The organism is Caproicibacterium amylolyticum (assembly GCF_014467055.1).
In the GTDB taxonomy this organism is placed as follows: domain Bacteria; phylum Bacillota; class Clostridia; order Oscillospirales; family Acutalibacteraceae; genus Caproicibacterium; species Caproicibacterium amylolyticum.
Window position 1 is genome coordinate 2,744,442 of the sequence record NZ_CP060696.1, and the last position, 26,323, is coordinate 2,770,764.

At 48.5% G+C, this 26,323-nt stretch carries 25 protein-coding genes; 17 read left to right on the forward strand and 8 right to left on the reverse strand.

Annotation, left to right across the window (positions count from 1 at the left end; genetic code table 11):
- Positions 1–504: a helix-turn-helix transcriptional regulator gene (locus tag H6X83_RS13205; protein WP_212506918.1), complete on the reverse strand. Its 504-nt coding sequence runs from the start codon at positions 502–504 to the stop codon at positions 1–3.
- 99 nt (positions 505–603) lie between these two features.
- On the opposite strand from H6X83_RS13205, the gene H6X83_RS13210 reads away from it, so the two are divergent.
- Genes H6X83_RS13210 through H6X83_RS13235 form a run of 6 tightly spaced genes read left to right on the forward strand, consistent with a single transcriptional unit; the run spans position 604 to position 2,918 of the window.
- A complete protein-coding gene (locus H6X83_RS13210) occupies positions 604–939 on the forward strand; it encodes a head-tail adaptor protein (RefSeq protein WP_212508597.1) in 336 nt (111 codons plus the stop codon).
- A gap of 12 nt (positions 940–951) precedes the next feature.
- On the forward strand, positions 952–1,383 hold the full coding sequence (locus H6X83_RS13215) for an HK97-gp10 family putative phage morphogenesis protein (RefSeq protein WP_212506919.1): 432 nt from the start codon (positions 952–954) through the stop codon (positions 1,381–1,383).
- Entirely contained in the window at positions 1,380–1,721 is a 342-nt protein-coding gene (locus H6X83_RS13220; RefSeq protein WP_212506920.1) for a hypothetical protein, read from the forward strand. Before H6X83_RS13215 ends, H6X83_RS13220 begins: the two co-directional genes overlap by 4 nt.
- A 2-nt stretch (positions 1,722–1,723) precedes the next feature.
- The gene (locus H6X83_RS13225; protein ID WP_212506921.1) at positions 1,724–2,323 is read left to right on the forward strand and encodes a major tail protein; all 600 of its coding nucleotides are present in this window, start codon (positions 1,724–1,726) and stop codon (positions 2,321–2,323) included.
- Positions 2,324–2,337: 14 nt separating this feature from the next.
- Complete coding sequence (locus H6X83_RS13230) at positions 2,338–2,730, forward strand: hypothetical protein (protein WP_212506922.1); 393 nt, start codon at positions 2,338–2,340, stop codon at positions 2,728–2,730.
- Entirely contained in the window at positions 2,691–2,918 is a 228-nt protein-coding gene (locus H6X83_RS13235) for a hypothetical protein (RefSeq protein ID WP_246419690.1), read from the forward strand. Before H6X83_RS13230 ends, H6X83_RS13235 begins: the two co-directional genes overlap by 40 nt.
- A gap of 1 nt (position 2,919) precedes the next feature.
- Here the strand turns inward: H6X83_RS13235 and H6X83_RS13240 are convergent, their stop codons facing one another.
- Entirely contained in the window at positions 2,920–4,107 is a 1,188-nt protein-coding gene (locus H6X83_RS13240) for a hypothetical protein (RefSeq protein WP_212506923.1), read from the reverse strand.
- Between the two features lie 378 nt (positions 4,108–4,485).
- Between H6X83_RS13240 and H6X83_RS13245 the strand changes: the two genes are divergently transcribed.
- The 9 genes from H6X83_RS13245 to H6X83_RS13280 all read left to right on the forward strand — a co-directional run bounded on the left by H6X83_RS13245 (position 4,486) and on the right by H6X83_RS13280 (position 16,385).
- Entirely contained in the window at positions 4,486–6,777 is a 2,292-nt protein-coding gene (locus H6X83_RS13245; protein WP_212508599.1) for a phage tail protein, read from the forward strand.
- Positions 6,777–7,490, forward strand: coding sequence for a distal tail protein Dit (locus tag H6X83_RS13250; protein ID WP_212506924.1), 714 nt, complete (start codon positions 6,777–6,779; stop codon positions 7,488–7,490). Before H6X83_RS13245 ends, H6X83_RS13250 begins: the two co-directional genes overlap by 1 nt.
- Positions 7,487–10,003 (forward strand): phage tail spike protein, encoded by a 2,517-nt coding sequence (locus tag H6X83_RS13255; RefSeq protein ID WP_212506925.1) that lies wholly within the window; start codon positions 7,487–7,489, stop codon positions 10,001–10,003. Before H6X83_RS13250 ends, H6X83_RS13255 begins: the two co-directional genes overlap by 4 nt.
- 11 nt (positions 10,004–10,014) lie before the next feature.
- The gene (locus H6X83_RS13260) at positions 10,015–11,718 is read left to right on the forward strand and encodes a DUF859 family phage minor structural protein (RefSeq protein WP_212506926.1); all 1,704 of its coding nucleotides are present in this window, start codon (positions 10,015–10,017) and stop codon (positions 11,716–11,718) included.
- Positions 11,719–11,774: 56 nt separating this feature from the next.
- Positions 11,775–12,224 carry a helix-turn-helix domain-containing protein gene (locus H6X83_RS14880; RefSeq protein WP_484484220.1) on the forward strand — a complete coding sequence of 150 codons (450 nt, stop codon included), beginning with the start codon at positions 11,775–11,777 and terminating at the stop codon, positions 12,222–12,224.
- Entirely contained in the window at positions 12,187–12,372 is a 186-nt protein-coding gene (locus H6X83_RS13265; RefSeq protein ID WP_246419298.1) for an SHOCT domain-containing protein, read from the forward strand. The genes H6X83_RS14880 and H6X83_RS13265 overlap by 38 nt, the downstream gene beginning before the upstream one ends.
- A 72-nt stretch (positions 12,373–12,444) precedes the next feature.
- Positions 12,445–13,713: a recombinase family protein gene (locus H6X83_RS13270; protein ID WP_212506927.1), complete on the forward strand. Its 1,269-nt coding sequence runs from the start codon at positions 12,445–12,447 to the stop codon at positions 13,711–13,713.
- The gene (locus tag H6X83_RS13275) at positions 13,710–15,320 is read left to right on the forward strand and encodes a recombinase family protein (protein ID WP_212506928.1); all 1,611 of its coding nucleotides are present in this window, start codon (positions 13,710–13,712) and stop codon (positions 15,318–15,320) included. The genes H6X83_RS13270 and H6X83_RS13275 overlap by 4 nt, the downstream gene beginning before the upstream one ends.
- Positions 15,321–15,407: 87 nt before the next feature.
- Positions 15,408–16,385: a hypothetical protein gene (locus H6X83_RS13280; protein WP_212506929.1), complete on the forward strand. Its 978-nt coding sequence runs from the start codon at positions 15,408–15,410 to the stop codon at positions 16,383–16,385.
- Between the two features lie 568 nt (positions 16,386–16,953).
- On the opposite strand, the gene H6X83_RS13285 is transcribed toward H6X83_RS13280, so the two are convergent.
- Positions 16,954–17,592 carry a type 1 glutamine amidotransferase family protein gene (locus tag H6X83_RS13285; RefSeq protein ID WP_212506930.1) on the reverse strand — a complete coding sequence of 213 codons (639 nt, stop codon included), beginning with the start codon at positions 17,590–17,592 and terminating at the stop codon, positions 16,954–16,956.
- 114 nt (positions 17,593–17,706) lie between these two features.
- On the opposite strand from H6X83_RS13285, the gene H6X83_RS13290 reads away from it, so the two are divergent.
- Positions 17,707–18,639 carry a helix-turn-helix transcriptional regulator gene (locus tag H6X83_RS13290; RefSeq protein WP_212506931.1) on the forward strand — a complete coding sequence of 311 codons (933 nt, stop codon included), beginning with the start codon at positions 17,707–17,709 and terminating at the stop codon, positions 18,637–18,639.
- 92 nt (positions 18,640–18,731) lie between these two features.
- Positions 18,732–18,962 (forward strand): hypothetical protein, encoded by a 231-nt coding sequence (locus H6X83_RS13295; protein WP_246419301.1) that lies wholly within the window; start codon positions 18,732–18,734, stop codon positions 18,960–18,962.
- A gap of 96 nt (positions 18,963–19,058) precedes the next feature.
- On the opposite strand, the gene H6X83_RS13300 is transcribed toward H6X83_RS13295, so the two are convergent.
- The 5 genes from H6X83_RS13300 to H6X83_RS13320 form a co-directional block, all read right to left on the reverse strand.
- A complete protein-coding gene (locus tag H6X83_RS13300) occupies positions 19,059–20,270 on the reverse strand; it encodes a hypothetical protein (RefSeq protein ID WP_212506932.1) in 1,212 nt (403 codons plus the stop codon).
- A 483-nt stretch (positions 20,271–20,753) separates the two neighbouring features.
- A complete protein-coding gene (locus tag H6X83_RS13305) occupies positions 20,754–22,286 on the reverse strand; it encodes a recombinase family protein (protein WP_212506933.1) in 1,533 nt (510 codons plus the stop codon).
- Positions 22,210–23,400 (reverse strand): recombinase family protein, encoded by a 1,191-nt coding sequence (locus H6X83_RS13310; protein ID WP_212506934.1) that lies wholly within the window; start codon positions 23,398–23,400, stop codon positions 22,210–22,212. The genes H6X83_RS13305 and H6X83_RS13310 overlap by 77 nt, the downstream gene beginning before the upstream one ends.
- Positions 23,378–25,006 (reverse strand): recombinase family protein, encoded by a 1,629-nt coding sequence (locus H6X83_RS13315; RefSeq protein ID WP_212506935.1) that lies wholly within the window; start codon positions 25,004–25,006, stop codon positions 23,378–23,380. The genes H6X83_RS13310 and H6X83_RS13315 overlap by 23 nt, the downstream gene beginning before the upstream one ends.
- Positions 25,003–26,301, reverse strand: coding sequence for a recombinase family protein (locus H6X83_RS13320; protein WP_212506936.1), 1,299 nt, complete (start codon positions 26,299–26,301; stop codon positions 25,003–25,005). The genes H6X83_RS13315 and H6X83_RS13320 overlap by 4 nt, the downstream gene beginning before the upstream one ends.
- Between the last annotated feature and the right edge of the window lie 22 nt (positions 26,302–26,323).

The window sequence follows — 26,323 nt, forward strand, 5'->3', positions numbered from 1 at the left end:
TCATTCTATGATTTGAGATATATTCTTCACAAGATTTGATTGGCACTCATGTGCTTGATTAATCAATTTCTCTCCTCGCACATCAAGAGCGACATTCATAAAAGTGTATGGAGTACTGATGTGTGAATCCATTAACTTGTTGAGCGGTAAATCGTCAATATTCATTGCCTCACTATGCACCTTATAAATTTCATCCAACACAGCATTAATTGCCCAAAAACGCCGATTGTTTTCCTTGTAATCGTCAGTATAGTCCCCATTTTCTTTTAAACAAGTTTCTAACTTGTCAAGTAATCCATCTGGATATACAATCTGAATTTGTGCGGGAAAAACGGGAAAGTGTAATGCCTCAGCAAGTTGAATCCACGTCTTTGTACTTGGTGTCCGCCTCCCTGATTCATAATGAGCATAGGTTGATTTATCTATGCCAAGCTCATCAGCTACATCCTTTTGAGTTTTTCCAGCACGTTGACGAAAAAGTTTTAGTTGCTCATTTATTTCCATTGATATTCCTTCCTTCTAAGAAATTGGCGTATCGCCAACGCTAGTATAATGCTAAGTTGGCGCTTTGTCAACCAAGTAATTGAGAAAGTTGGAAAACACATGAGTTTCGGTAAAATGAACGCTTTCATTGATGTTGTAAAGACCGAGCAAAGCAAAGACGCCGACGGCTTCGTCACCTCGACCGATACGGTGCTTGCCAGCGCCCGCGCCTACCGGGAAGACCGTCACGGGAATGAGATATGGGCGAACCGCGCGGCGTGGTCGGCAGCGACCAGCCTGTTCCGTTTCCGCAGGATTCCCGGCGTAGAAATCCGTCCCTCGCTTTTTATCGTCTGCTCCGGCGAACGGTTCCGTATTCTCAGCGCGGAGGATGTGCGGGGGCGCGGCATGTACACCGAGGTTCTGGCGGAACGGCTGGAGCCGAGTAAGCATTGAGGAGGGATTCCTGTGGCAAAGGTAAGTTTTTCTATGCCAGCCGACTTTTTGCGGAAAGTCTCCGCGCTCGGCGAGAAAACCGACGAGATTATCCCCCGTGTGCTGGAAGCGGGCGGTGAGGTCGCGTTCGAAAAGGTTCGCGATAATTTGGAATCGGTCATAGGCCGGGATACCAAATCCCCTTCGCGTTCCACCGGAGAGCTTGCGTCGGCGCTGGGGCTTTCTCCGGCGAGGATGGATAAGGACGGCAATTTTAACGTTAAAGTGGGCTTTTCGGAACCGCGCCCGGATGGGGAGAGCAATGCCAAAATTGCCAACATCCTCGAGTACGGCAAGCACGGCCAGCCGCCGAAGCCCTTTTTAAAGCCCGCAAAAACACAGGCGCGCAAACCGGGCATTGAGGCGATGAAGGAAAAGCTGGAGGAGGAAATCAAAAAAATATGAGCATCCTTCAGGAACTGACCGCACTCATCACCGGATTGGGGCTTGCGGTGGAAACCGGCGTTTTTTCCGGAGAAGCTCCCGCAGAGTATATAGTTATAACGCCGTTGACCGATTCGTTTGAGTTGTTCGGCGACAACCGCCCGGAATATGAAACGCAGGAGGCGCGCCTGTCGCTCTTTTCCAAAAGAAACTACATCGCGCTGAAAACCAGCGTCCTCCGCGCGCTGCTGGCCGCCGGTTTTACCGTCACCGACCATCGGTATATCGAACATGAGGACGATACCGGTTACCACCATTATGCCATCGACACGGCAAAACCGTATGCATGGGAGGAATGAAGATGGCCACCATCGGCATGGATAAACTCTATTACGCTAAAATTACCGAAGGCACCGACGGGGATGAAACATACGCGACGCCAACCCAGCTTGCAAAGGCAATTAAAGCCGATCTTACCATTGATCTGGCGGAAGCGACGCTCTACGCCGACGACGGCACAGCCTATGTCGTCAAGGAGTTCAAAACCGGTACGCTGTCGCTGGGTGTTGAGGACATCGGCGCTCAGGCGGCACAGGACCTGACCGGGGCAGTCGTGGACGACAACGGCGTTCTGGTGTCCACCGGTGAAGATGAGGGAGCGGCGGTGGCAGTAGGCTTTCGGGCGCTCAAACCGAACGGGAAATACCGCTATTTCTGGCTGTACCGCGTAAAATTCGGCATCCCCGCCGCGAATCTGCAGACCAAAGGCGACTCCATCACCTTCCAGACCCCGACCATTGAGGGAACCGTGATGCGCCGGAACAAGGCCGACAGCAAGGGCAATCATCCTTGGAAAGCCGAAGTGACCGAAGGCGACGCCGGCGTATCCGACGCAACCGTTACCGGCTGGTACGCGCAGGTTTACGAGCCGGTTTACACCGCGCCGCCGTCCGGCACATAAAGGGGGATTTTTTCATGGAAGAAGAACGCGGCGCGCTGATTGACATCGGCGGCGAGGAATACGAGCTGATTCTCACCACAAAGGCGACAAAGGCCATCGCCGGGCGCTACGGCGGCCTTGAAAATCTGGGTGAAAAGCTGATGCGCTCGGAGAATTTTGAGATGGCGCTGGATGAGATCGTCTGGCTTCTGACACTGCTTGCAAACCAGTCCGTCCTGATTTACAACCTCAAACACAAAGATGCGCCGAAGGAACTGCTGACCGAGGAGGAAGTGGAGCTTCTCACCTCGCCCCTGCAGCTGGCGTCATATAAAAACGCCATCACCGAAGCCATGCTCCGGGGCACCGCCCGGAACGTGGTCAGCGAATGCGCAGAGAATCCATTAAAAAACACACCAGCCGGGTGAGCGACAGCGAACTTTTCACCCGGCTGTATTATTACGGAATCGTTCAGATGCATATGGAGCCGGAGCAATTCTGGCTCACGCCCATCGGGCTTTTTCTGGATTTATGGGCCTGTCACAAACAGTTTCTGGGAATTGAGACACCGTATCGGGAGATAAGTGTGGATGATGTGATACCAAGTGATAGTTAAATCATGCAACTACTTGAATTTTGCTTTCTAAACACAAAAACAACTTGTACATTTCATTCATATATATAAACCTGCGCAGGGAATTAGCTTCCGTTTCTTTCTCTGTCGCATGTCCGTGGGCTATCTTATGTCTTGAATTATTGGGGCAGCTATCCGGATCAGCTGGAGAAAAGTTTTCGGTGTAAGTCTTATCTACACAGTCCAGAACACATCTACAAATAATCCAATCTGTGAAAGGCATCACATTCATGGGCATTTCAAGAGCAAGATCTGTCACACTTTGAAGTGCCTTCTCTCCCCGATACATTGGATTCGCCATGTTTTCACGGACAAAATCAGTTACAATTCCTTCAAAATGGAGAGAGAGTATTGTTGTAGAAGAATTGAACATTCGCCTTGAGTGGCCTATCAGTGCTTCATGAAATACATTTTTTCTTGACTCGAAGTAAGAAGGACCGCTCCATCCATTTACAATTTGCTTAAGGGCAGCACATCTATTATTCCTGAAATGTTGAACAATCAGAGTGTCCACTTCTTCTTGTGTGATTTCAGTTCTTCGTTCATATATATTATCAACAATTTCTTCAGGAAGCTCCGAAACTAAAAGCCAGCCAAATTTTCTTAGAAGATTATTTTTTTCTTCAAAATTTCTCATATGAGCGAATGCTTCTGAAAATTGTGAAAAATCAATTGGTGGAATGGCTCTTACAAGCCCAGAAATCTGAAATCGAAACGCATCAGTAAAGCCTTGGGTAATTTGCGACATTTGCTTCGTCATCGGAATAAGGGTATCTGATAAGCTTTGCAAACCACTGGTCATTGCGCGAATTGAATCAGTTAAATAGTCCATTTTGGAAAGACTGATCTGTAATGGTTGAATCGATTTCACTAATGACTCTGCTAGGTAATCAAATCTTGGCAACGATGTTTGAAGTGCTCTTGATGCTTCATTTGCTAGGGAACTCAGAGCCGGAGCCAGAGACTTCGATACCATCTCACTCACGGAAATAGCAGGTTGCATCGCAATGGCTTGTTTAGCAACAAAATTCTGTTGAACCATCAACGCACTCATGAGTGGCGGATTGATCATTCGCTGGATGGTTGCCTGCTGTTTAAGTGCTGATTCTAGCACCGGATTAGAAAGAGCAGAATTAAGCCCTACTGGAATATTGGTTTTTAACTTATCCATATTATTTGTCAATCCCCCCCATGACGTTTAAGCATGATTCTTTTTACTTCTTTTTACTCTCTTTACTCTCTTTACGGATGGTTCCAATTTGTTTATCAGATCGTGTGTCCCGACCATCAGAATTTCGGATTGTTCCCGCTGGTAATCCGTGGTTCTTTTCGAAGGAACCTACCGTACAATCGCTCCTTGTCTTCCGAGTCATTTTAAGCCCTCCTTTACGTTGAATCTTATTAAACCATACGTTTTGACCATTATCAGTCAGACATTCTAAGTACTAACACTAAAATTATACAGCCTACATATTGTGATTGTCAAGATAGTTCAACACCACAAGTTGTAATTTGTAGATAACCATATGTTTTAAGGAGGTGACCGCATATCGCAGACGATTTTGGGGTGCGGATCGGCATCGAGGGCGAAAAGGCTTTCAAGGATGCGCTCCGCGACATCAACCAGAGTTTCAAAGTACTCGGCTCCGAGATGCAGCTGGTCACCAGCCAGTTTGACAAAAATGACTCATCCGTGCAGGCCGTCACCGCCCGGAATGCAGTCCTGAATAAAGAAATTGACCAGCAGAAAGAGAAAATCGAGACCCTCCGCGCCGCTTTGCAGAACGCGTCGGACTCTTTCGGAGAAAACGACCGCCGAACGCAAAACTGGCAGATACAACTGAACAAAGCGCAAGCCGACCTCAACGGCATGGAAAAGGAACTCCAAAAAAACAACAGTGTGCTGGACAACGCCGGGAAAGAATTCGACGACGCCGAAAAGCAGGCGAATCAGTTCGGCAATGAAATCACAAGCGCATCAAAGCAGTCGGAAGAAGCGTCCGGGCGCTTTGATAAACTCGGCGGTGTCGTCAAGGGGATCGGCGCTTCCCTTGGCGTGGCTCTGGCCGGAATCGGCGCGGCTGCCGTGGGCGCGGGCAAATCGCTGGTGGATGCTTCCGTAAACTCCGCCGCCTACGCCGACGAAGTTCTTACGCTCTCCGACCAGACGCACGTCGGCACGGAGGCCCTGCAGGCCTACCAATACGCCGCCGAACTGATTGACACACCGCTCGAAACCTTTACCGCGAGCATGGCGCGGAATGTCCGGTCTATGGATTCGGCGGCGGGAGGCTCTAAGGAAGTGGCTGCGGCTTACGCAAGGCTCGGCGTTTCGATTCAGGATTCAAACGGACACCTGAGAAACGGTGAGGATGTTTACTGGTCGGCGATCGACGCACTCGGGCAGATATCCAATGAAACCGAGCGGGACGCGCTTTCGATGCAGATCTTCGGCAAATCCGCACAGGGCCTGAATCCGCTGATTGCGAAGGGCAGTGCGGGAATCAAAGAACTGACCGCCGAAGCGCAGAACATGGGCGCGGTCATGTCGGGCGACCAGCTTAATTCTCTCGGCAAGTTCGACGATACGGTTCAGCGTCTGAAATCCGGGGCGGAGGCCGCAAAGAATGTCATGGGTACAGTCCTTCTTCCGCAGATGCAGACGCTCGCCAGCTCCGGCGTGTCGCTGCTCGGCACCTTTACAAAGGGACTTTCGAACGCGGGCGGCGACTGGACAAAAATTTCAGCGGCTATCGCCGCGACGATTGGAGGACTGACCAGTTCCATCCTCGCAGAACTGCCGAAGGTCGTGCAGGCGGGGCTGGACATTGTGCTGTCAATCGGAAACGCAATCACGGCAAATCTGCCGACAATCATCAATTCGGCGGTTTCCATCGTCATGACGCTGGTGCAGGGACTGGTGAGCGCTTTGCCGCAGATCACGCAGGGCGCGCTGCAATTAGTTCTGTCACTGGTGGACGGTATCATCGCCAATCTTCCTCAGCTGGTGAACGCCGCGCTAACGATGGTGATTACGCTGGCGTCGGGCATCGGCGACGCACTCCCAAAGCTCATCCCCGCCATGATTGACGCGGTCCTTACAATTGTGAACACGCTTCTCAACAATATGGATCAGGTGCTTTCCGCCGCGTTCAAGATCATCGAAGGGCTGGCGAGAGGGCTGATCAATGCCCTGCCGAAGCTGATCGACCGACTGCCGCAGATCATCGATTCCATTGTGGATTTCATCGTGAACAACCTGCCGCTCATCATCGAAACCGGCGTAAAAATCATCATTGAACTGGCGGCTGGCTTGATCAAGGCGATACCGACGCTCGTGGCAAAGCTGCCGCAGATTATTTCCGCGATGGTAAGCGGTTTCGGCAAGCTGCTCGGCGCATTCAGCAATATCGGGAACAACATTGTATCCGGCATCTGGCAGGGCATTTCCGGGATGAAGGACTGGATTCATGCCAAAGTCCGTGATTTCTTTGGCGGAATCGTTGACAGTGTAAAGGGACTGCTTGGGATTCATTCCCCGTCCGCCGTGTTCGCCGGAATCGGCGGCTTCATGGCGCAGGGGCTCGGGCAGGGCTTCAGTAAGGCGATGAACGATGTTTCCGCCGATATGCAGAATTCGATTCCTACAAATTTTAACCTCAATCCTGCGCTGGGTGTCGGCGGGTTTGCAGGCGGTTCCGCTGGCATGGCGGGAGGCTCCGGCGGCTTTACGCTGCACATCGAGAATTTTGTGAACAACACGGAAAAGGACATCCAGCGTCTTGCCTATGAATTTGAATTCTATCGGCAGCAAGCAGCGGCGGCAAGGGGGAACGCGTGATGCTGAGCTTCACGTTCGGAGGCAAGAACAGCTTTCAGGACTTCGGTATCTTTGTGGCTTCCCGTCCGCATATCCCATCCCCGGAGCGCCGGGTGACCTACATCGACGTGCCGGGGATGGACTCCCGGCTCCGGCGCGACGAGGGCACCTACGGCGATATCACTCTTTCCGTGGAATGCTCGTTTCTCGGCGACCCCGTTCCGAAAATCAGCGCCGTTAAAGGATGGCTTCTGGGCGCTGGCGAAGCCGATCTGACTTTCAGCCACATTCCGGGTCGGAAGTATCGCGCGCAGGTGGTCAACAGCATCGACTTTGAAATCGTGCTGAAAATCACCTCGCATTTCGTGATTCTGTTCAACTGTCAGCCGTTCCAGTACGCGACGGACAATGCGCCAATTGTTGTAACGGACGGTTCCGGATATGTTCTGTCCAATCCCGGAACGGTGAAATCTCTTCCTAATATAAAGATAACTGGCTCCGGCGCGGGAGCTCTAACGGTGAACGGGGGTAATGTGTCTTTCAGCAACATCGACGGCACGGTGACGCTTGATTCCACGATTCAGGAAACGTATCAGGACACCGGCACGTCGCTCATCAGCAAGAATTCCACCAAGATTGGGAATTACTCAGTGCTTTTGCCGGGTGACAACGCGATCTCGTTTTCCGGCGGAATCACGTCCCTTGAAATCACTCCGAACTGGCGGTGGCTATGATGATTCGGGTCTACGATTCCAAAGCACAGGAATTTTCGAATGACGGACTTGGGACGGTCACTCCAAGTTCCTGCGTCGTTTCGGAAGAAATCAACGGCGCGTTTGAACTGGAACTGACGCATCCGGTCGATTCCTTCGGCAAGTGGAAACGGCTCCAGAAAAACAATATCATCCGGGCGAACACACACCATGGGATTCAGGCATTCCGCATCTACCGGGTGGTCAAAAACGTTGTCGACGGTACGGTGAAGGTGAATGCCCGGCACATCTTCTATGACCTGCTGGCCAATTTCGTGGAGGACGTCCGTCCGACCGGCAAGACCGGAGCGGAAGCCGGGCAGCAGATTCTGAGCGGATGCCAGTATCTGACTCCGTTCACCTTCTCAAGCGACATTACACATAATTCCACCGCTTACTATCTCCGCCAGTCTCCGGTGCAAGCGTTCCTCGGTGACGCCGATCAGGCGTTCATTTCCCGGTGGGGCGGTGAGATCATCCGGGACAATTTCAGCATCGCCGTCAACACCCGGCTTGGGACGGACAACGGAGTACGGATCGCCTACGGAAAGAACATGGCGGGGCTGGAATTTCAGGAGGACGCATCCGGCGTGGCGACGCGGATTCTGCCGACGGCCCTGACCGAAGATAATCAGATTCTGATTCTCCCTGAAAAGTACATTGACAGCCCGCGCATCGCTGATTATCCGTTTCCGGTGATTGCAGTGATGGACACCGGATTTCAGGTCGGCAAAGAAGTCGACGGCGCAATTTCCTACCCCACAATCGATTCCTGCTATGAAGCCATGAGAGAATTCGTTGCCAATCAGTACCTTGCCGGGGCCGACATTCCGAAGCTTTCCCTGTCTGTGGATTTCGTGGACTGGAAGGACATCACCGGATATGAAAAATACAGGTCTTTGCTGACTGTGAACCTCGGCGATGATGTTACGGTCGATTATGAGCCGTTCGGTGTCAGCGTCAAGCTTCGGGTGTGCGCGGTATCATACAACTGCCTGACCGATCGGTTTGAAACACTGACCGTCGGAGAGAAGCGAATATCCGTCGTGAATTCCATCAACTCCGCTTCGCAGCAGATCAGCGAAGTAAAGCGGGAAATTACCGTTACCAATCAGAACGTGTCCTCTGTCACGGAAAACGTATCTGACCTGAACAGTGACGACAAGCTGACTCCGGGTGAAAAAAGCGCCGCTCTGAGGGAGTGGAGTTCCTTTGCCAATGAAAAAGGAACGCTCAGCACGCAGGCCACGGCGCTTGGAATTACAACCGAACTGTCTGCCTACAACGACTCTTTCCAGCTCCTCTCCAATTATCTGAACGGCGGCGCGTTGTACACGACCGGCATTCCGCTCTGGCTGGATGATGGGCATCGGGATACCACCACGGACATCAGCGGCGAACAGTACCGGCAGAACTTTGAGGATTACTATGTTGCCCGGAACATACTTGTTCAGGCAATCACCGCGAAGCTCAAGGCGCTGGCCGACACCGCGCAGAACGGCGTCGACGCCAACACGGGCGAAATCACGACCATTGATTCGACCCTTATCACCATCCAGACCGATGTCGGCGGCCTGCAAACCACCGTTTCTAGCATCGACGACCAGATTTCCAACACCGAGGACGGCATCGCGCTCCGGCTTTCGAACGCGGAATCGACCATTGAACAGCACAGCGCTTCCATTGTCACCAAAGTCGAAAGCAGCACCTTCGACGGATATGTTTCGGAAAATGACGCACAGTTTTCAGACGTTGATACCCGGCTGACCACGATGCAGCAGACCGTGGACGGTCTGACCTTGTCCATCAGCAGGACCGGCTACCGGAATCTGCTGAAGAATTCGGCGGGCCGGAACGGGCTGACTTTCTGGAGCACAACCGGAACAGTCACTACCGTTTCCAATACGGATACTTCAAACAACACGGTCAGCAATTCCGCCTTCCTCATGGCGGCGGACAGCGCCATCTCGCAGGATTTCTCCCTGAAATTCAACACGGCACACACGGCCTCTTTGCTCTTTCGGGCTTCCGGCTCGGGCGGAACAGTTACGGTCAGCATTACACAAAACGGTGCCGAATCCGTTTTATATGACAACACAAATACCGGCACGGACTGGGAGTTTGTTACCTTTTCTTTCCATTCTCTGGGCACGGTCTGCTCCATTAAAATTACAGCTTCCATTGAAATCCTCGTGTCCGATCTGATCGTTTCCGAGGGGACGAATATTGCGCCGTGGGTACAATCCGACGAAGAGCTATATACAACAAACTTCATCGCCGACAGCACCGGTCTGACGATCGGAAGCAATACCACCGACATGAAAGCCCACATTTCCACTTCGGCATTTGAAATCTTTCGAGGCGATGATCTTAGAATCAACGTTGCGCCGGACGGAACGCGCCTGCAAAAAACCATCATTGAGGACGATCTCACGGTCGGCAGTGTCAAGGAAATCGTCCGGGCCGGGGTCGGCGTCGATTTCGTTGTAATATAGGGAGAAACCGTATGAGTGAAATCATCAGCGCCCTGCAGAACGGTTCGCAGGTCAAGGTAGTCTATTCCTACACCCAAAATATCTCCGCGAACACATCGGCGGTCACCGCTTCCCTGTATGTTCACCGCGACAGCTACGGACCGTCGTATGCCGATTCCTGTACAGCGTATATCAACATCAACGGCGCTCGGGCTATGACATACACGGCGGGCTTCACGATCGGGTCGAGCTGGGTGCAGATCGGCAGCACGGCGACCGCGACTGTAGCGCACAATGCCGACGGTACAAAAATCGTCAACATCACAGGATACTTCAATTCCAGCGTCACCTCAAAACTGGAAAATCTCAGTGTTTCCCAGAACATCACACTGGCAACGATTCCAAGGGCGAGCCAAATCACGGCGTCATCCGGTTCTTTCAACATCGGCAGTTCCATTACAATCTACACGAACCGGAAGAGTATTTCCTTTACGCATGCACTGAATTTGTATTTCGGCGGCTATGCTACAACAATTACCTACGATATTACCGACAGCTATGTTTGGAACACCTCCGGGTGGGCCTCGGCCATGTACCAGCAGATTCCGAACACAAATACCGGAACCGGCACGCTGCGGCTCATCACCTACGACGCGGGCGGCAGCGTGGTCGGATACACGGAACTGGGAATTACGGCCCATGTGGTTAACAGCAATCCATCATTCGCCAATTTCTCCTATGCCGATGTGGATTCCAATACCGTCGCGCTGACAGGCGATTCTTCGCAGATCGTCCAGACAAAGTCGAATCTCCGGGTGACCGTGACCGGCGCGGCGGCACAGAATTACGCGACGGTTTCTTCCTACCGGGTGCAGTACGGCTCAAAAACAGTGACGAGCAATTCCAGCGTGATCAGCTTCGGAACCGTGTCCGCGAGCGACAGCCTGATCGTGACCGTCGTGGACAGCCGGGGCAACACAGCTCAGCAGAGCACGGCAATTTCCACGATTGCCTATTCCCCGCCGGTGATTTCTTCCGTTTCACTCTCGCGCGTGAACAACATCGAAGCCGGAACGGTGCTGGAATGCGCCGGAACATACGCGGCCTACATGGTAATGAAAAGCCAGTATTTTCTGAAATACCGGTACAAGACAACTTCTTCCAGCACATGGAGCGATTATGTCCCCGTCACGCCGACCGTGAGCGGCGGTGATTTCTCGTTCAACGCCAGCATCGGGAACTTCGATATCGACTCGTCGTTCAACTTTGAGATCGCGGCGTCCGACTATTATGTCTCAACCGTACAGTCTGCCCTGCTGCCCACGGCAAAGCCGGTCTTTTCCATCCGCGACGGACAGATCGGCGTCAACAAAATCCCGGAGAACGGGGCGCTGGACGTCAGCGGCGACGTTTATATCTCCGGTTCCAAGGCTTACAGCGACGGCTATCATCCCGGCGCCGATACCGTGGGCGGGCTGCACATTCTGCGCGGCGCGGCCTCCGGGACCACTGCCACACAGACGGTCTACGGTTCCATCTACTATTCGGCGGATATCAACATCAGCTTCGGAACGACTTTGCCGGTGGTTCCGTATGTCCTGACGTCGTTCAACACGAACGGCTTCGGCTACTGCGTCATCAAAAGCACAAGTACGACCGGGTTCACAGTCAAAATCACCAATGAGGTCACATCCTCGGGTGTAAACTGGGGAATCCACTGGCTCGCGGTGTATTGATCATGGCGGACGGAACACTGTTGATTTTAGCGCTTTGCCGTAAGGGGGGCGGTCGCATGACCGGTGAGCAGAAACAGGAAATAGTTCTATTGAGAGAGCAGGGGGCGAATCTCACCGAGATTGCCAAAAAGCTTGGCCTGCCCAAAAACACGGTGAAAACCTTCTGCTGGCGGCACCATGTCACACCCGCTGCTTCCACTGAGCAGCCGCGAATCCCTTTCGGTAACTTTTGCCTGAACTGTGGCAAAGCAATCCCACATGAGGCGAAAAAGAAGCCGAAGAAATTCTGCTGTGACAAATGCCGCGAGGCTTGGTGGAATCATAACCGGCGCGCTGTTCACCAAGAAGCTTTATGCCGTTCGGTCTGCGCCCACTGCGGAAAGGAATTTGAAAAATTCGCAGATTCTAAACAGCGCTACTGCTGCCACGCCTGTTACATATCCGCTCGTTTCGGGGAGGCAAAGCATTATGGAAATGAACCGCGAGCAGTTTCAAAAAGAACTTGATTACGGCACCGCTATGGCACTGGTGCGTGAAATGCTGGAGGAGGGTGTCATCAGTCGCGAGGAGTTCACCCGCATTGATACGATGTACCTTGACCGTTACTGTCCGGTGTTCCGCCGGATAGAACTCCCCGAAGCACGTCAGGAATGATATGGAATAGGCCGTCATCGCTTGACTTGCCTTGCTTTCAGAGCGTTAATGGTAACGAAGAAGGTGAATTTAATGCAGGTAAGACAAATCTATACTCCCGCGCCGGAGCCGGTAAAAAAGCGTGTCTGCGCTTACGCGAGGGTTTCCTCCGGCAGCGACGAACAGCTTCACAGCCTGTCAGCGCAGATCAGCTATTACAGTGAAATGATCGGCAAAAATCCTGATTGGGAATATGCCGGAGTTTTTTCCGACGAGGCATTTACGGGGACAAAAGAGTCACGTCCCGGCTTTCAGAAAATGCTGAGCCGGTGCCGCACCGGAGAAATCCAGATGATCATCACAAAGTCCATTTCGAGGTTTGCCAGAAACACCGTCACCGTACTGCAATCGGTGCGGGAACTGAAAGCCATCGGAGTGGACGTCTTTTTCGAGGAACAGAATATCCATTCGCTTTCCGGCGAGGGCGAATTCATGCTGAGCGTCCTATCCTCATTCGCGCAGGAGGAGAGCCGTTCCTGCTCTGAAAACTGCAAGTGGCGGATTCGCAAGGACTTTCAGGAGGGCCGCCCCAACACGGGAAGGCTGCTCGGTTACCGCCTTTCCGGCGGAGTATTGACCGTTGTACCGGAGGAGGCCGAAACGGTCAGGGAAATTTACAGAGATTATCTAAGCGGCATGGGTATGCTCGCAATCGTGAAAAAATTCCGTGCGCGCGGCGTGTTCATAAGCAAGGGCGGGGTTTCCGGTATTCTCCGAAACGAAAAATATATAGGCTCTATGCTTTTACAGAAAACCTTTGTACGAGACCACCTCACAAAGAAAAAAATGAAGAACACAGGGCAGCTTCCGCAGTTTTTTGTGGAGGATAGCCACGAGGCAATTATTGACAGGGATACATGGGACGCCGTGCAGGATAAAATAGACCGCCGTGCTAATTCTCATCCCCCAAGGAAAGCACCTGACAGTTATCCATTTACCGGGCTGATTCGATGCGGAAAATGCGGCGCGCCCTACCGGCGCAAGCACGCCAATGCAGGAAAACCCTATGAGAAAATCGTGTGGATATGCGCTACCTTTAATACGCTGGGAAAGGCCGAATGCGACAGCCAGCAGATCCCGGAGTCTGTTTTGGAAACACTGGCAGAGGAAGTAGGCGGTATCTCACAAATATCCGAAGTTATGGTGCCGGAAGCGAACCGGCTGATCTTCCGCATGAAGAACGGTTCGGAAATTGAGCGCGAATGGCAAAACCCGTCGCGCCGTGAGAGTTGGACGCCTGAAATGCGCGAAGCCGCCCGGCAAAGAGCCCTTCAGCAGCGGGGAAAGGAGAAAAACTGGTGAGCAAAAAACAGATAACGGTCATTCCCGCGACTATCGGTCTTCACCAAAAATCCGCTTTCGGTGACCCCACCGCGAAACGGCGCGTGGCGGCCTACGCGCGGGTATCCACCGACAGCGAGGAACAGCAAACCAGCTATGAGGCACAGGTGGATTATTACACAAAATACATCAAAGAGCGCGATGATTGGGAGTTCATCAAGGTCTATACAGATGAGGGAATTTCAGCGGTAAACACCAAACGCCGCGAGGGATTTAAGCAGATGGTCGCGGACGCTCTGGCGGGGAAAATTGATCTGATTGTTACTAAATCGGTCAGCCGCTTCGCACGGAATACCGTAGACTCCCTGAACACCATACGCCAGCTGAAAGAAAAACATGTGGAGTGCTATTTTGAAAAGGAATCAATCTGGACGTTTGACGGCAAGGGCGAACTGCTTCTGACCATCATGTCGTCGCTGGCGCAGGAGGAATCAAGGTCAATCAGCGAAAACGTGACATGGGGGCAAAGAAAACGCTTTTCCGACGGAAAGGTCACGATGCCTTACGGGCGGTTTCTCGGTTATATCAAAGGCGCGGACGGCAAACCGAAGATTGTGGAAGAAGAAGCCCGGATTGTCCGTGAGATATTTCAAATGTTTTTAAACAATATCTCCATTCGCGAGATATGCAGAGAATTAACGCAGCGCGGTGTTCCCACCCCCGGCGGAAAACAGAACTGGGCGGTCAGCACTGTGCGCAGCATTCTGTCCAATGAGCGTTACAAGGGCGATGCGCTTCTGCAAAAGCGTTTTACAGTGGACTTTCTCTCCAAAAAAATGAAGCGTAACGAGGGCGAGGTTCCTCAATATTATGTAGAAAATTCGCATCCGGCGATTGTTTCGCCTGAGATGTTTGATTTGGTACAGGCAGAGCTTGAAAAAGTCATCACCGCCGGATATAAGCGAAGCAGTGTCAGCTGCTTTTCCGGCAAGATTTTCTGTGCGTACTGCGGCGAAGTCTATTCCCGCAAAACGTGGACTACGACAAAAAACCGCCAGCCTGTGAAACGTCAGGTCTGGCAGTGCAACGCGAAATATCCGGAGCGCGGAGAAGTGTGTCCTTCCATCCATGTTACGGAAGAAGAGATTAAAGAAGCGTTTCTGCTGGCGCTCAATCAGATTATTAGCGACCGCAAACGGTACATAGCAAACCTCGAACCTATATTGGAGCTTCTTGCCGACACCGGCGAACTGGATACAGAAGAATGCGTTTTAAAGGAGCGCGCAGACGGAATCCACGCCCAGATGGAGGCGCTGGTGAACGAAAGCGCCCGGAAGGCACAAAATCAGAATGAACTGCGCGAACGCTATGCGGAACTTAACAGCCGCTACGAATCGGTCAAAGGGCGGCTCGCTGAGGTTGCCGACGAGAAGCAAGCTAAACGAGTTCGGCGGGAAAATATCCTGCGTTTTATGGATACGGTCAGGGAACGCGAAAGCCTGCTGACTGCCTTTGACGAGCCGCTCTGGCGGGCATCGGTCGAGCGCATGACCGTCCGAACAAAGAAGGATATTGTGGTGCGCTTCCGCGACGGGCAGGAGGTGAATGTTGACATTACAGAGCGGTAAATGTAGTATATAAATAAAGAAAAAGTTATGCTGTCGAACCAATATTTTGTTTCATTTCAAAAGTCATAATAGGAGCAGGTGACATACATGGATAGTTTTATTAGCATGTGCAGTAAATTAGTGAATCGATTAATAATGAAATCACGTAATTTCTGTAATATTTCTTGTGTGCCTGATGGACTTATGGACATATTAAAAATTTATTCTGCAACAGGGGTAATTGAAGATGATTCAAAATATAGTTCAAAATTAAGTTATGATTATGATTATTTTGCTTTTGCAAAAAGCACAAAGACATTATTGGCAATTCATCAATTGCTACTATGTAAGGATTATAATTTTTCAGAGGATTGCTTTGCGCTCATTCGCTCGATATTTGAAAATCATATTCTTAGCCGGTATGTAAGAGAAAACATTGACGACAATGAAAAGCAAAAGGAAGTAGTAGACAATTTCGTACTTGCACCATTAGGTGTTTCATTTGATTATTATGAGTCTCACGGGAGATCTGGCATATTTACTAAAAACAATGAAAAAGTTGGGGACATTAAAAATCCAAGAAGTATTATCATGGGCAAAGAGAAAGATTATTATGATCAGCTATATCCCTTCTTATGCCAATATACACATTGTAGCTACGGCGCAATATCCTGCTATTTCAGTCCAAGTGGATTCACTTATACTGGCCATAAATTCTTATTACTTACGTATCTTTTAACAATTTTTGTATTTACCAAGATGTATGAGGGCGTAATCACAGTAAACGGCGAGGATTTAGTAGATAATAAAACGATGAAATCATATTATGACTTAGCTTATGATTCTTTAGAACTACAGATTAAGGTAATGGATATTTTGATAGAGTATTATAGGGACAAGCCACAGGAACAAATAGAATATATTATTGAAAAATATATAGGTGAAGGGAAAATAGATAACTCTAATTTTAAAATATCCCGAATGTTAACAAAAATGAAAGATTCTTTATTTGATAATGAAATTGGAAGCTTAGATAAAAGCACATTTACAAATGGGTGCTTTGTTAGAAAGTATCAGGAGTGGTGACTCCGATTCCTGTTGAATTAATAATTTAGCGGGCTGTACAACCCCGGTTACACTAAAACATTATGCACAAGCCGTTTCGTGTTTTAGTGTAACCGGTCTTATTTTGTCCCAATGCAAACCTCGAAAACGGCTTGTACACTGGGCAAAAACGCCTTGTCCACCTGAAACCACAGCTTGTGCATAATGTAAATGAAAAACCCCGGAAAGCCGATAAACAAAGGCTTTCCGGGGTTTGCGTCAACAGAGTATTACTATTGACGTCTTGATTTGTATGGAGAGTTAGTTACTGATACAATTTAATTATTCTTCCACGATGCACTCTTGGGGGTGTGCATTTTGTTTTAGGGGTGTGCATTGAAAAAAGTGGCGGTAAACGGGCTTATCTCAGCCTGTTTGCCGCCGCTTGTAAATGTTATAATTTCGATGAAGGACTCTGCGGTACTCCACCCAAACGTAATCCTCGTCCCGGATAAAAGGATTGCAGAAAGCAATCCGTCTGGTGTGACTTTTAAAAGATTGTTTGTTAGGCATCCCATATGGTCTATGTCCTGTTTATGACAAAGATGTATTAGTTTTCATTCCCAGACGGTAATGTTTGCATGAGGGCAAAGAAATGTTTAGCCTCACCGGTACTGAAATATTCATACCAGACTTCCAGTGTGTCTGACTGAAAAACACCTAAATGCTCAATAATTTGTTTCGCCCACAGTAAAGCTCCGGTGGAACTTGCAGTAATAAGGTTGTTATCCGCTACAGATGGCTTGTCTATATAAAAACCTTGCCCTTTATAACCAGGAGAAACCATTTCAAGAAATCCCAGCCCGTTACTGGTATGCGGCCGGTTGTCCAAAAGCCCGGCACTCGCCAGTGCAGCGGTCGCCCCACAGATTGCACACACCGTAGCGCCTGCAGAGAGAAATTCGCTGGCTTTTTCGATGATAGCGCCATGCCTTGGGTCGTTCCATGTATTCGCGCCCGGCAGGATCAACACGCTTGTTTCACTCACAGCCATATCATCAATTAAGCAATCGGGCACGATTGTCATCCCGCCCATTGAACGGATTGGCTCTTTAGAACAACTAACCGTTTTGAGCGATACACGCTGCGCGCCCTTTTTGAAAAATCGACCGGAATTCAGCTCCGCAGTTACATACCCCAACTCCCAGTCAGCTAAAGTATCAAGAACATAAACATAGATTGTAAACATAAATTTCTCCTCTTTCATTGCTTTATTGATTTGTTTGCTTTTTTATAGTACCATGTAATCGTTGACAACAGTATGGCAACAATCAAAAAAGAAGTTTTGAAAGGCGGCTGTCAGATGAAAGTAGACAGGCTTGTTAGCATTATTATGATACTCCTTGATAAAGAGCGGATTGGCGCACAGGAGTTAGCAGATATGTTTGAAGTTTCACCCCGCACAATCTACCGAGACATAGACACCATCAACATAGCGGGTATTCCTGTTTGCTCAACATCGGGAGTGGGCGGCGGCTTTGAAATTATGCAGAAATACAAGATTGATAGAAAGGTTTTTTCGACTGCCGACCTTTCCGCTATCTTGATGGGGCTTTCCAGTCTTTCCAACATGATACGGGGTGATGAACTGGTAAACGCCCTTGCGAAAGTCAAGAGTTTTATCCCCGCCGACAGAGCGAAAGACATTGAATTAAAAGCAAATCAAATATGTATAGATTTAAGTCCGTGGATGGGTAACAGGAGCATACAACCATATTTAGAGATTATCAAAACAGCTTTGCAGGAAAGCAAGCTACTTTCGTTTGAATATGTAGCCCACAACGGAAATAAGACCACACGAACAGTTGAACCGTATCAGCTTGTATTGAAAAGTAGTCATTGGTATTTGCAAGGGTATTGCTATAAAAGAAATGATTTTCGTTTATTCAGACTATCCCGCATATCGAACTTGCAAATGGAAACGGAAACTTTCACACCACGGGATTTTCCAAAACCGCAGTTAGAATTTGATGATATATTGGCAACCATGCAAATAAAAATCAAAATTCGTATTCATAAATCTATCATGGATAGGGTACTTGATTATTGCCCCTATGAAGATTTTTCACCAGACGGCGACGAGTATTACATTGTCAGTTTTCCGTTCATAGAAAATGAATACCACTATGATATTCTTTTCAGTTTTGGGGATAAATGCGAGTGTTTAGAGCCGTTACATATCCGCACAGAAATGAAGCGTAGAATACATGATATAGCTACCATATACGAAAGCTAATACATGGAGTAAGACGAAAAAGGCAAAGAGTTGCTTTGTCCTTTTTATTTTGTTCCAACTATCAAGCCTATCAATGGACGGGTAGTATTTTTTTGCTTTACCGTCTGCGTGAGGAAAAGCAGAAGCTTCAGCTGGAAAGTGCCGGGCGGGATGAGCAGAAAAAACGCATCGCCGACATGGGCACCTTCCTTCGGGAACAGCCCACCACCCTGACGGAATACGACGAGCCGCTTGTCCGGCGACTGATTGAAAAAGTCACCGTCTACGAGGGGAAATTCACGGTGGAATTTAAGTCCGGTGTGATGATGGATGTGGATGAATAAGGGCAAAAACAAGCAAGGCACTCTACGAAATTTGACGTAGGGTGCCTTCTCCCTTTATTTAAACTAAAATCATAAATCTTTTAGGAGGTACGTACTTCAATTGGAAAAGTGTATCAACCCTGTAGTTGTCCCTTTTTCTTTATTTTGATTACACGGTTCAAGCTTAAGATAATCCAGAATACTATTCATCGTTTCAAGCATTGAATAAATTCTCTCAGCATATTCATCAACTGCCGCTTCTTGTTTAAATCTATATTTCGTAACTAACGCAATTGTCATGTTGTATTCCACTTTAGTTTGACATTCCAGCATGGCCTGAGATATGCCTGACTTTTTAAATACATTAATATGTGGTAAAGCAGGGGAAACTTTCGAAAGTAACATTACATCTTTTCTAAAGTAAAGGCCACTTTCTAATTCATCATAATTTTTTATGCTTTCTAGGCGAAAACTGTTGCAATCCATCAAATTATAAATGCAGTTCTTGTCTATTCCTAAACACTCAAACTGTTTATAATCATTTAACTCATTTATTGCTTGATAACTTCTCAGAGAGTCTATTAATTTTATTGCATTGTATATTAGAAATCTATTTCCAGAAGGATACATCGAATTGATATTTTTTTCTATATTTGAAATTATCTCTGCGTAGTCTATCTTGACTTGGAATACGTCATAGATATTATCTTTTAACTTATTAGTTATTTCTTCGATTGTGATATTTTTAAAGTTCATTGGATATTCAATGGCTTCAGTTCCGTATATAAGACGAAATAGATTATTATACAGAATTTTCATTTCCTCTAAAATATCTTTTACTAAGTACTGCTTAATAAATCCTTGATTGGTTGCGTCTATCATTGCACAATTAATCCAATCAGATAATTCTTTATAAAAATCGTTATTTTTGATATCAAAAGTCGAGATTCTTTTGTGATTAATATCAAAGGCTAACTTCTCAATATTACTTGATTTTGATACCAATAAAATCGTACGAGATTCCCCTAGTAGAGCCGTTGCAATACCGGCTTCATACATTACATTAGGATTTGAAACCTGAGCTTCGTTTTCAAGTAATGCTATATGTGATATATCGCCTATAAATACATCGCTATCTGAAATTTGGCTCCATATTTTTTCTATAATATCGGGAGAACCCGACTCCTCTTGAGTAGGTGCAAAGATGATATCTAAATCTAATTGTTTTGTCTGTAATAAGTATTTTTTGGATTTAGAAAGTTGTTTTTTAATAAAGCGTGCTATATCATTCTCTTGACTTTGCCAAGCCAGAAATATTTTCGCTTTCATTTTTTATCTCCTCACCACTTAAATTTATACGTCTCGCCCTGTTCCCGCACACACGCCAAAACTCAAAAAACATCTATCCTGTTCTCTCACCAAGCCCCAAAAACGCAAAACATCTATTCTGTTCTCTCGTGAAAGCCCGTTATCAATTCTGTTCTCTCGCGAACGGAATCCGACCCGATAGACCGATTCCCATGAACAAGCAAAATCACGATTTGAGTGTACAGTTTAAAAAACCAAAAACCACAGAAATGGCTTATTTACTGGGATTTCTGTACACTCATTCTTTTGCCCTTGACATCAATACTACCGTCTCAACGTGCTCTGTTCGTGGAGACAAATAAACTATAGTTAGCATATAAACTTCGCATAATCAGGGGTAAGCTTGCTATATCATCTCACTGCCACATATTACCACATCTCATTATAACACAATCCGTAATTCGACACTAGTATAAGCCTTTTTAGGAAATTTTTCCACAATATTCAACAAGTAATTTTCGTCCCGGCCAAAAAGGTTACAGCAAGCTTTCCATCGGGCGTGACCTCGATATGATCAAGGATTTTGAGGGATAATTCGTAATCAAACGTCTCAATCCGGCTTACCTCTGAAAGTACTCGAAGCATCTCATTCGCCCTGTATCGTACCAAAAGATTAGGACTTGTCGTCGCAATACGGCTAAAGCTGGATGCGTACCGCAGGCGGTGGCTGACGAGCAGGTTCCACGCTTTCACAAAAGCCTTCTCCGGCGCGCCGGCGGGAATCTGAATATCGGTGCAGAACATCTGCCGCTCAGCAGGCAACTTGCGGTGTTTCGCCCGGTAATGCGCCGCACGGCTGTCCGTATCCTTGCTCCATAGCGCCCTAGGCGGCGGTGTGAAGGTCCGTCCAGCAATTTCCGTTTCGCGCTTGCCGCGGAAGCTGCTGCATCGCCAGTATCTCTGGTCTTCCTCACCGGCCTTCTTTGATTTCAAGAGCATATAAGTAGACCCGCAGACCGAGCAAGTAATCCTTGCCGACAGCGGGTTTTCTTTGTTATGATTATGGTACTTGCTGATACGGTGGGCACGGCAATACTGCTCCTGCCGCTCAAGTTCCAGCCGGACGCATTCCCATGTATCCTTATCTATAATTGCGGGATGACTGTCCTCAATATAGTATTGCGGCAGCTCGCCCTTGTTGTCCGCACGCTTTTTCGTCAGATGGTCTGTGTTATAGGTTTTCTGAAACAGTGTGTCCCCCTTGAATTTTTCGTTTGTGAGGATTTGTCTTACACTGCTCAGATTCCAGACAGCATTTCCTTGTTCGGATAATATGCCATCTTCCGTAAGATGAGCCGCGATCTGAGAAAAGCTGTTACCGGCAAGAAATTCATAGTAAATTCTGCGCACTACGGCAGCCTGTTCCTCGTTAATGATCAGTTCGCCGTCAATTTTATCGTAGCCGAGGAACTTGCCGCACGGTACGCTTTTCACACTGCCATTCTCATATTTACGCCGAATGCCCCATTTGACATTCTCGGACAGAGAAAGACTCTCATTTTGCGCTACGGCCGAAATTAAAGTCAGCAGGACTTCGCCCTCGCTGTTCATGGTATGGATATTCTCTTTTTCAAAGAAAACATCAACGCCCAGAGCTTTCAGCTCCCGGACGTTTTTTAATGTATCCACCGTATTCCTGCCAAAGCGCGACACACTCTTGGTGATCACAATATCTACAAGCCTGGCACGGCAGTCTGCCATCAATCGGTTGAAGGCTTCACGGCGGAGCGTTCCTGTACCGCTGATACCCTCATCTGCATAAATGCCGACATATTCATAATCTTCGTTTGATGAGATATATTCCTGATAATAATCGATCTGCGCCTTGACGCTGTGAAGCTGTTCCTCGCTCTCACTGGATACGCGGCAGTAAGCAGCGACCTTCTTTTTTGGCGCTTCATCACCGTGATTCGCCGAACGGGTATCCGGCAGCGGGTACAAGGGTATAACTTTTCTCCCGTTTGCTTTTTGCTTCATTCGATTCCCCCGTAACCACCCAGTGACCGTGAAAATGTTCTGCCGCAATCCGATCCAGAATATCCTCCGGAATACGGATACCGGTGCATGCGGCTTTCCCATTATGCAAATAAGTGCCGCACTCCCAGTCGACGCCCCACCTGGAGGCCTTTCGGATGAGTACGGCACCGCATAGAGGGCAGTGAAGCCGCCCGCTGAACGGATAGCTTTTCGGTTTCCGACTTTCCCGCAAACACTGTGCCGACTGCCACAGTTCTTTGCTGATGAGGGCCGGGTGGTTACCTTCTATATAATATTGGTCGCGCTGACCTTCGTTTCGCACTGATTTCCCGCGCTCGTCCACAAACGACTTCTGCATCAAACAGCCGCCTTTATATTTTTCGTTTGAAACAATGCGCAGTATCCTGCTTGACGACCATGGCTTATTGGTATACGTCGGAATGTTCATGCTGTTCAGTTCCTTTGCCAGCTGATACGCTCGAATACCATCAAGATATCGTTTGAATATCAGCCTGACGATTTCTGCCTGTTCTTCATTGATGACGAGATTTCCGTTTTCATCCTTGTCATAGCCAATCAGACGGTTGGTGTCGATCATGGCGCATCCACGCTTATACCGGCTGCGGATTGCCCATTGAACATTTCCGCAGACAGATTTGTGTTCTTCCTCGGCAATGGACGCAAGCACGGTCAGCATAAGCTCGCCATCAGAGGAAAGTGTATTAATATGATGCTCCTCAAAGATAACGCCTACACCCAGCATTTTCAGTTCACGCACCGATTCGAGCAGAAGTACTGTGTTTCTTGCAAAACGGGAAATCGATTTTGTCAAGATGAGGTTGAGTCCCCCATTCCTCGCTTCGGCAAGCATTGACTGAAAGCCCGGGCGATTCTCTTTCGCGCCAGAGATTCCGGCATCCGAGAAAATGCCGCAGAACTCGTATTCGGGATTCGCGTTGATGAGCCGCTCATAATACTGGCGTTGATTTTCGAGCGAATTCAGCTGCTTTTCATGCTCAGTCGACACCCGGATATAAGCACACACTTTCAGCTTTGAAACCAAATGCGAGGGAGTACGGGTTTGCACAATTTCACTGATGCTTCGTTTTCGCATATTTCCGAACCCCGCAATCTACCGTCCAGGGCAGTTCCGTACCGTCTCGGAACACAAACAGCACCTTGCAGTCGCTGAAAATCTTCATGTGATGCAGCGCCGCCTGCCAAACCCGCTCGTCGAACTCCAAGAGCGGTGCGTCATGCTTTCTGAGCTCCGCAAGGAATCCGGTAATCTGCACACGCTTTGCGGCGCACATCGCAATAGCGGAACTTAGCTCGCGGCGGCGCGTTTGGAGCTTTTGGTACTGCTCCAAATACGCATTATACTTTTCATTATAGTCACGCTGCTCCGTCTGTGACCGCGCGTTGGCGGCGATAAGCTTTTCTGTGAGTGTTACAATTTCCGAACACTGCAGGTCAATTTTCTCCGTCTCCGTTTTATATGCGCTGTCGTCTGTAATCGTATCCAGCGTCTTGTCATACTTTGCAATTATTTTGGCCTTGTTGGAAATCATGCTGTTGAACGCGTCCACAAAGGCTTTTTTGATTGCATCTTCTTTGAGCGTCGGTGTGGTACAGTATTTGCGCTCTGCATATTTATTGTTGCAGTGCCACACCATCGCTTGGTAATTACTGCCCGTATGCCACATTTTTCTGCCGTAATAACCTCCGCACTCTCCGCAGATGATGCGGCCTGAAAAGACACTGACGCATACTGTATGCCCACCCGCTTCCTCGCGGCGGCGGAATTCTTCCTGCACCATCTCATAAACTTCGGGACGTATGATGGCCGGGTGGCTATGCTCAATATAATACTGCGGAACCTCGCCCTCGTTGACTTTCTTTTGCTTGGTGAGAAAATCCACCGTAAATGTTTTTTGCAGGATTGCGTCTCCCTTATATTTTTCATTTGTCAAAATACTCTGAACGGTATGCCCCCTCCAGTTCGCAAATCCGCCGGGCGTGGGGATTTCCTCGGCAGTCAGCCGCAATGCGATATTGTAGGGCGTTTTGCCTTCAAGAAATTCGTTATAGATACGCCGGACAATAACCGCTTCACTTTCTACAATCTGCGGAAGTTTGTCCGCTCCTTTTTCGTAGCCGAGAAATCTCTTGTAAGAAAGAGTGACATTCCCATCCGAAAAAGATTTTCTTTTCCCCCAGGTAATATTTTCACTCATTGACCTTGATTCTTCTTGCGCAAGTGAGCTCATAATCGTAATGAGCAGTTCGCCCTTGGAATCGAGCGTGTAAATGTTCTCCTTCTCGAAGAATACTTCCACGCCTTTTTCCTTAAGCTTACGCACTGTCGTCAGCGTATCCACCGTGTTTCTGGCAAAGCGGCTGACCGACTTCGTAAGGATAAGGTCTATTTTTCCGTCCAGCGCATCGGCAATCATACGCTTGAAACCCTCGCGCTTTTTCGTATTGGTGGCACTGATACCCTCATCGGCATAGACCTCTACAAAAAACCATTCGGGATTTATTTTAATGCGGTCTGTGTAGTATTCAACCTGCGCTTTGTAGCTGGTTTGCTGTTCTTCCTTTTCGGTGGACACACGGGCATACGCGGCAACCCGCCGTTTTGTAACCGCCCCCTGCCACTGTGCCGAAAAGCGCGGTGCGGTAGCGGGTATTACCGTAATTTCTCTTCCAGTATTCATTGTGCCTTCCTCTCCAATGTCCTTTTTTGAGCTTCTTTTCGCATTTCAGCAGTCCAGCCTTCACTCCGCGGCTTGTTTTCCCAGGTGCGAAGAACCTCTCTGCCATCCGTGAATACAAAAAGCAGGATGCCGTTTTCCGGCACACGGATTTCCTCAATTTTCGCCTTAAAAACAGAAGCGTCATATTCGGCAAGCCCAAGAACCCCCACCGCTGTTTTCTTCAGGATATTTTCCGGTATTTGCTTGGAGCTGCAAAAGGCTCTGCCTTTCTTATTAAAGGTAGCGCAGCACCATGCGACGTTATACGTCGTCGTTTTTCTGCGAAAATTTGCGCCGCAAATACCGCAGTGGATTTTTCCTGTAAATTCGGAGTAGGAAGGTGTCTTCGGCGCGGTTGAAAATTTTTGGGCGCGTCGGGCAATCTCGGTTTGAACCTCGTCAAAAACACTCTGCTCAATGATAGCTTCATGCGTCCCTTTCGTGTAATACATCGGCAGCTTGCCTTTGTTTATCCGTTTCGCCTTTGTAAGGTGGTTTTCGGAAAATGTCTTCTGCAAGAGCATATTTCCCGTATACTTTTCATTCCTCAAAATTACGTAAATGGCGCCTTCAGACCATCGACCACCATTCTTTGTCGGCACACCCAAAGCGATCAGATTGCGCATAATGGCATTCTTGCCCATGCCGTTTAGATAATCGGTATAAATCATTCGCACGACCTCGGCTTCGGCGGGATTGACAACTAATTGTTTGTCGGCAAAATCGTAACCGTAAATGCGTAGATTATTTGGTATGCCGTCCTTGAAATTATTACGGATGCGCCACTTACAGTTCTCGCTGCAGGAAAGGCTCTCTTCCTGCGCAAAGGATGCCAAGATTGTCAGCATTAATTCGCCGTCGCCGCTGACGGAATGGATATTCTGTTCTTCGAAATAAACGTCCACTCCCAGCAGCTTCAGCTCACGAACAGTATTCAGCATGAGTACCGTATTTCTGGCAAATCGGGAAATTGATTTTGTGATAACCATATCAATAAGACCCTTCCGGCAATCGTCAAGCAGCCGCTTAAATTCAGCACGGTTATCTTTTGTACCTGTCAGAGCTTCATCGGCATAGACCTCGACGAAATTCCATTCTAGGTTCTGGCGTATGAAATTACTGTAATAATCAATCTGCGCGGCAAGTGAATGCAGCATGGCATCCTTCCCACTGGATACTCTCGCATATGCGGCAACTCGCTTTTTGGCGGGAGCTTGCGACATTGTGGGAGTAATATCTGTAACTATCTTTTGCATAGACCTACCTCCTTGTCAGTGT

Excerpts from the sequence above, each read along its gene's own strand:
- H6X83_RS13290 (WP_212506931.1), top strand. The coding sequence starts at position 17,707 with ATGAAAGTAGACAGGCTTGTTAGCATTATTATGATACTCCTTGATAAA.
- H6X83_RS13220 (WP_212506920.1), top strand. The coding sequence starts at position 1,380 with ATGAGCATCCTTCAGGAACTGACCGCACTCATCACCGGATTGGGGCTT.
- H6X83_RS13265 (WP_246419298.1), top strand. The coding sequence starts at position 12,187 with ATGGAAATGAACCGCGAGCAGTTTCAAAAAGAACTTGATTACGGCACC.
- H6X83_RS13270 (WP_212506927.1), top strand. The coding sequence starts at position 12,445 with ATGCAGGTAAGACAAATCTATACTCCCGCGCCGGAGCCGGTAAAAAAG.
- H6X83_RS13260 (WP_212506926.1), top strand. The coding sequence starts at position 10,015 with ATGAGTGAAATCATCAGCGCCCTGCAGAACGGTTCGCAGGTCAAGGTA.
- H6X83_RS13225 (WP_212506921.1), top strand. The coding sequence starts at position 1,724 with ATGGCCACCATCGGCATGGATAAACTCTATTACGCTAAAATTACCGAA.
- H6X83_RS13305 (WP_212506933.1), bottom strand. The coding sequence starts at position 22,286 with ATGAAGCAAAAAGCAAACGGGAGAAAAGTTATACCCTTGTACCCGCTG.
- H6X83_RS13230 (WP_212506922.1), top strand. The coding sequence starts at position 2,338 with ATGGAAGAAGAACGCGGCGCGCTGATTGACATCGGCGGCGAGGAATAC.
- H6X83_RS13310 (WP_212506934.1), bottom strand. The coding sequence starts at position 23,400 with ATGCGAAAACGAAGCATCAGTGAAATTGTGCAAACCCGTACTCCCTCG.
- H6X83_RS13210 (WP_212508597.1), top strand. The coding sequence starts at position 604 with ATGAGTTTCGGTAAAATGAACGCTTTCATTGATGTTGTAAAGACCGAG.
- H6X83_RS13205 (WP_212506918.1), bottom strand. The coding sequence starts at position 504 with ATGGAAATAAATGAGCAACTAAAACTTTTTCGTCAACGTGCTGGAAAA.
- H6X83_RS13280 (WP_212506929.1), top strand. The coding sequence starts at position 15,408 with ATGGATAGTTTTATTAGCATGTGCAGTAAATTAGTGAATCGATTAATA.
- H6X83_RS13250 (WP_212506924.1), top strand. The coding sequence starts at position 6,777 with ATGCTGAGCTTCACGTTCGGAGGCAAGAACAGCTTTCAGGACTTCGGT.
- H6X83_RS13285 (WP_212506930.1), bottom strand. The coding sequence starts at position 17,592 with ATGTTTACAATCTATGTTTATGTTCTTGATACTTTAGCTGACTGGGAG.
- H6X83_RS13300 (WP_212506932.1), bottom strand. The coding sequence starts at position 20,270 with ATGAAAGCGAAAATATTTCTGGCTTGGCAAAGTCAAGAGAATGATATA.
- H6X83_RS13240 (WP_212506923.1), bottom strand. The coding sequence starts at position 4,107 with ATGGATAAGTTAAAAACCAATATTCCAGTAGGGCTTAATTCTGCTCTT.
- H6X83_RS14880 (WP_484484220.1), top strand. The coding sequence starts at position 11,775 with ATGACCGGTGAGCAGAAACAGGAAATAGTTCTATTGAGAGAGCAGGGG.
- H6X83_RS13320 (WP_212506936.1), bottom strand. The coding sequence starts at position 26,301 with ATGCAAAAGATAGTTACAGATATTACTCCCACAATGTCGCAAGCTCCC.
- H6X83_RS13255 (WP_212506925.1), top strand. The coding sequence starts at position 7,487 with ATGATGATTCGGGTCTACGATTCCAAAGCACAGGAATTTTCGAATGAC.
- H6X83_RS13235 (WP_246419690.1), top strand. The coding sequence starts at position 2,691 with ATGCGCAGAGAATCCATTAAAAAACACACCAGCCGGGTGAGCGACAGC.
- H6X83_RS13315 (WP_212506935.1), bottom strand. The coding sequence starts at position 25,006 with ATGAATACTGGAAGAGAAATTACGGTAATACCCGCTACCGCACCGCGC.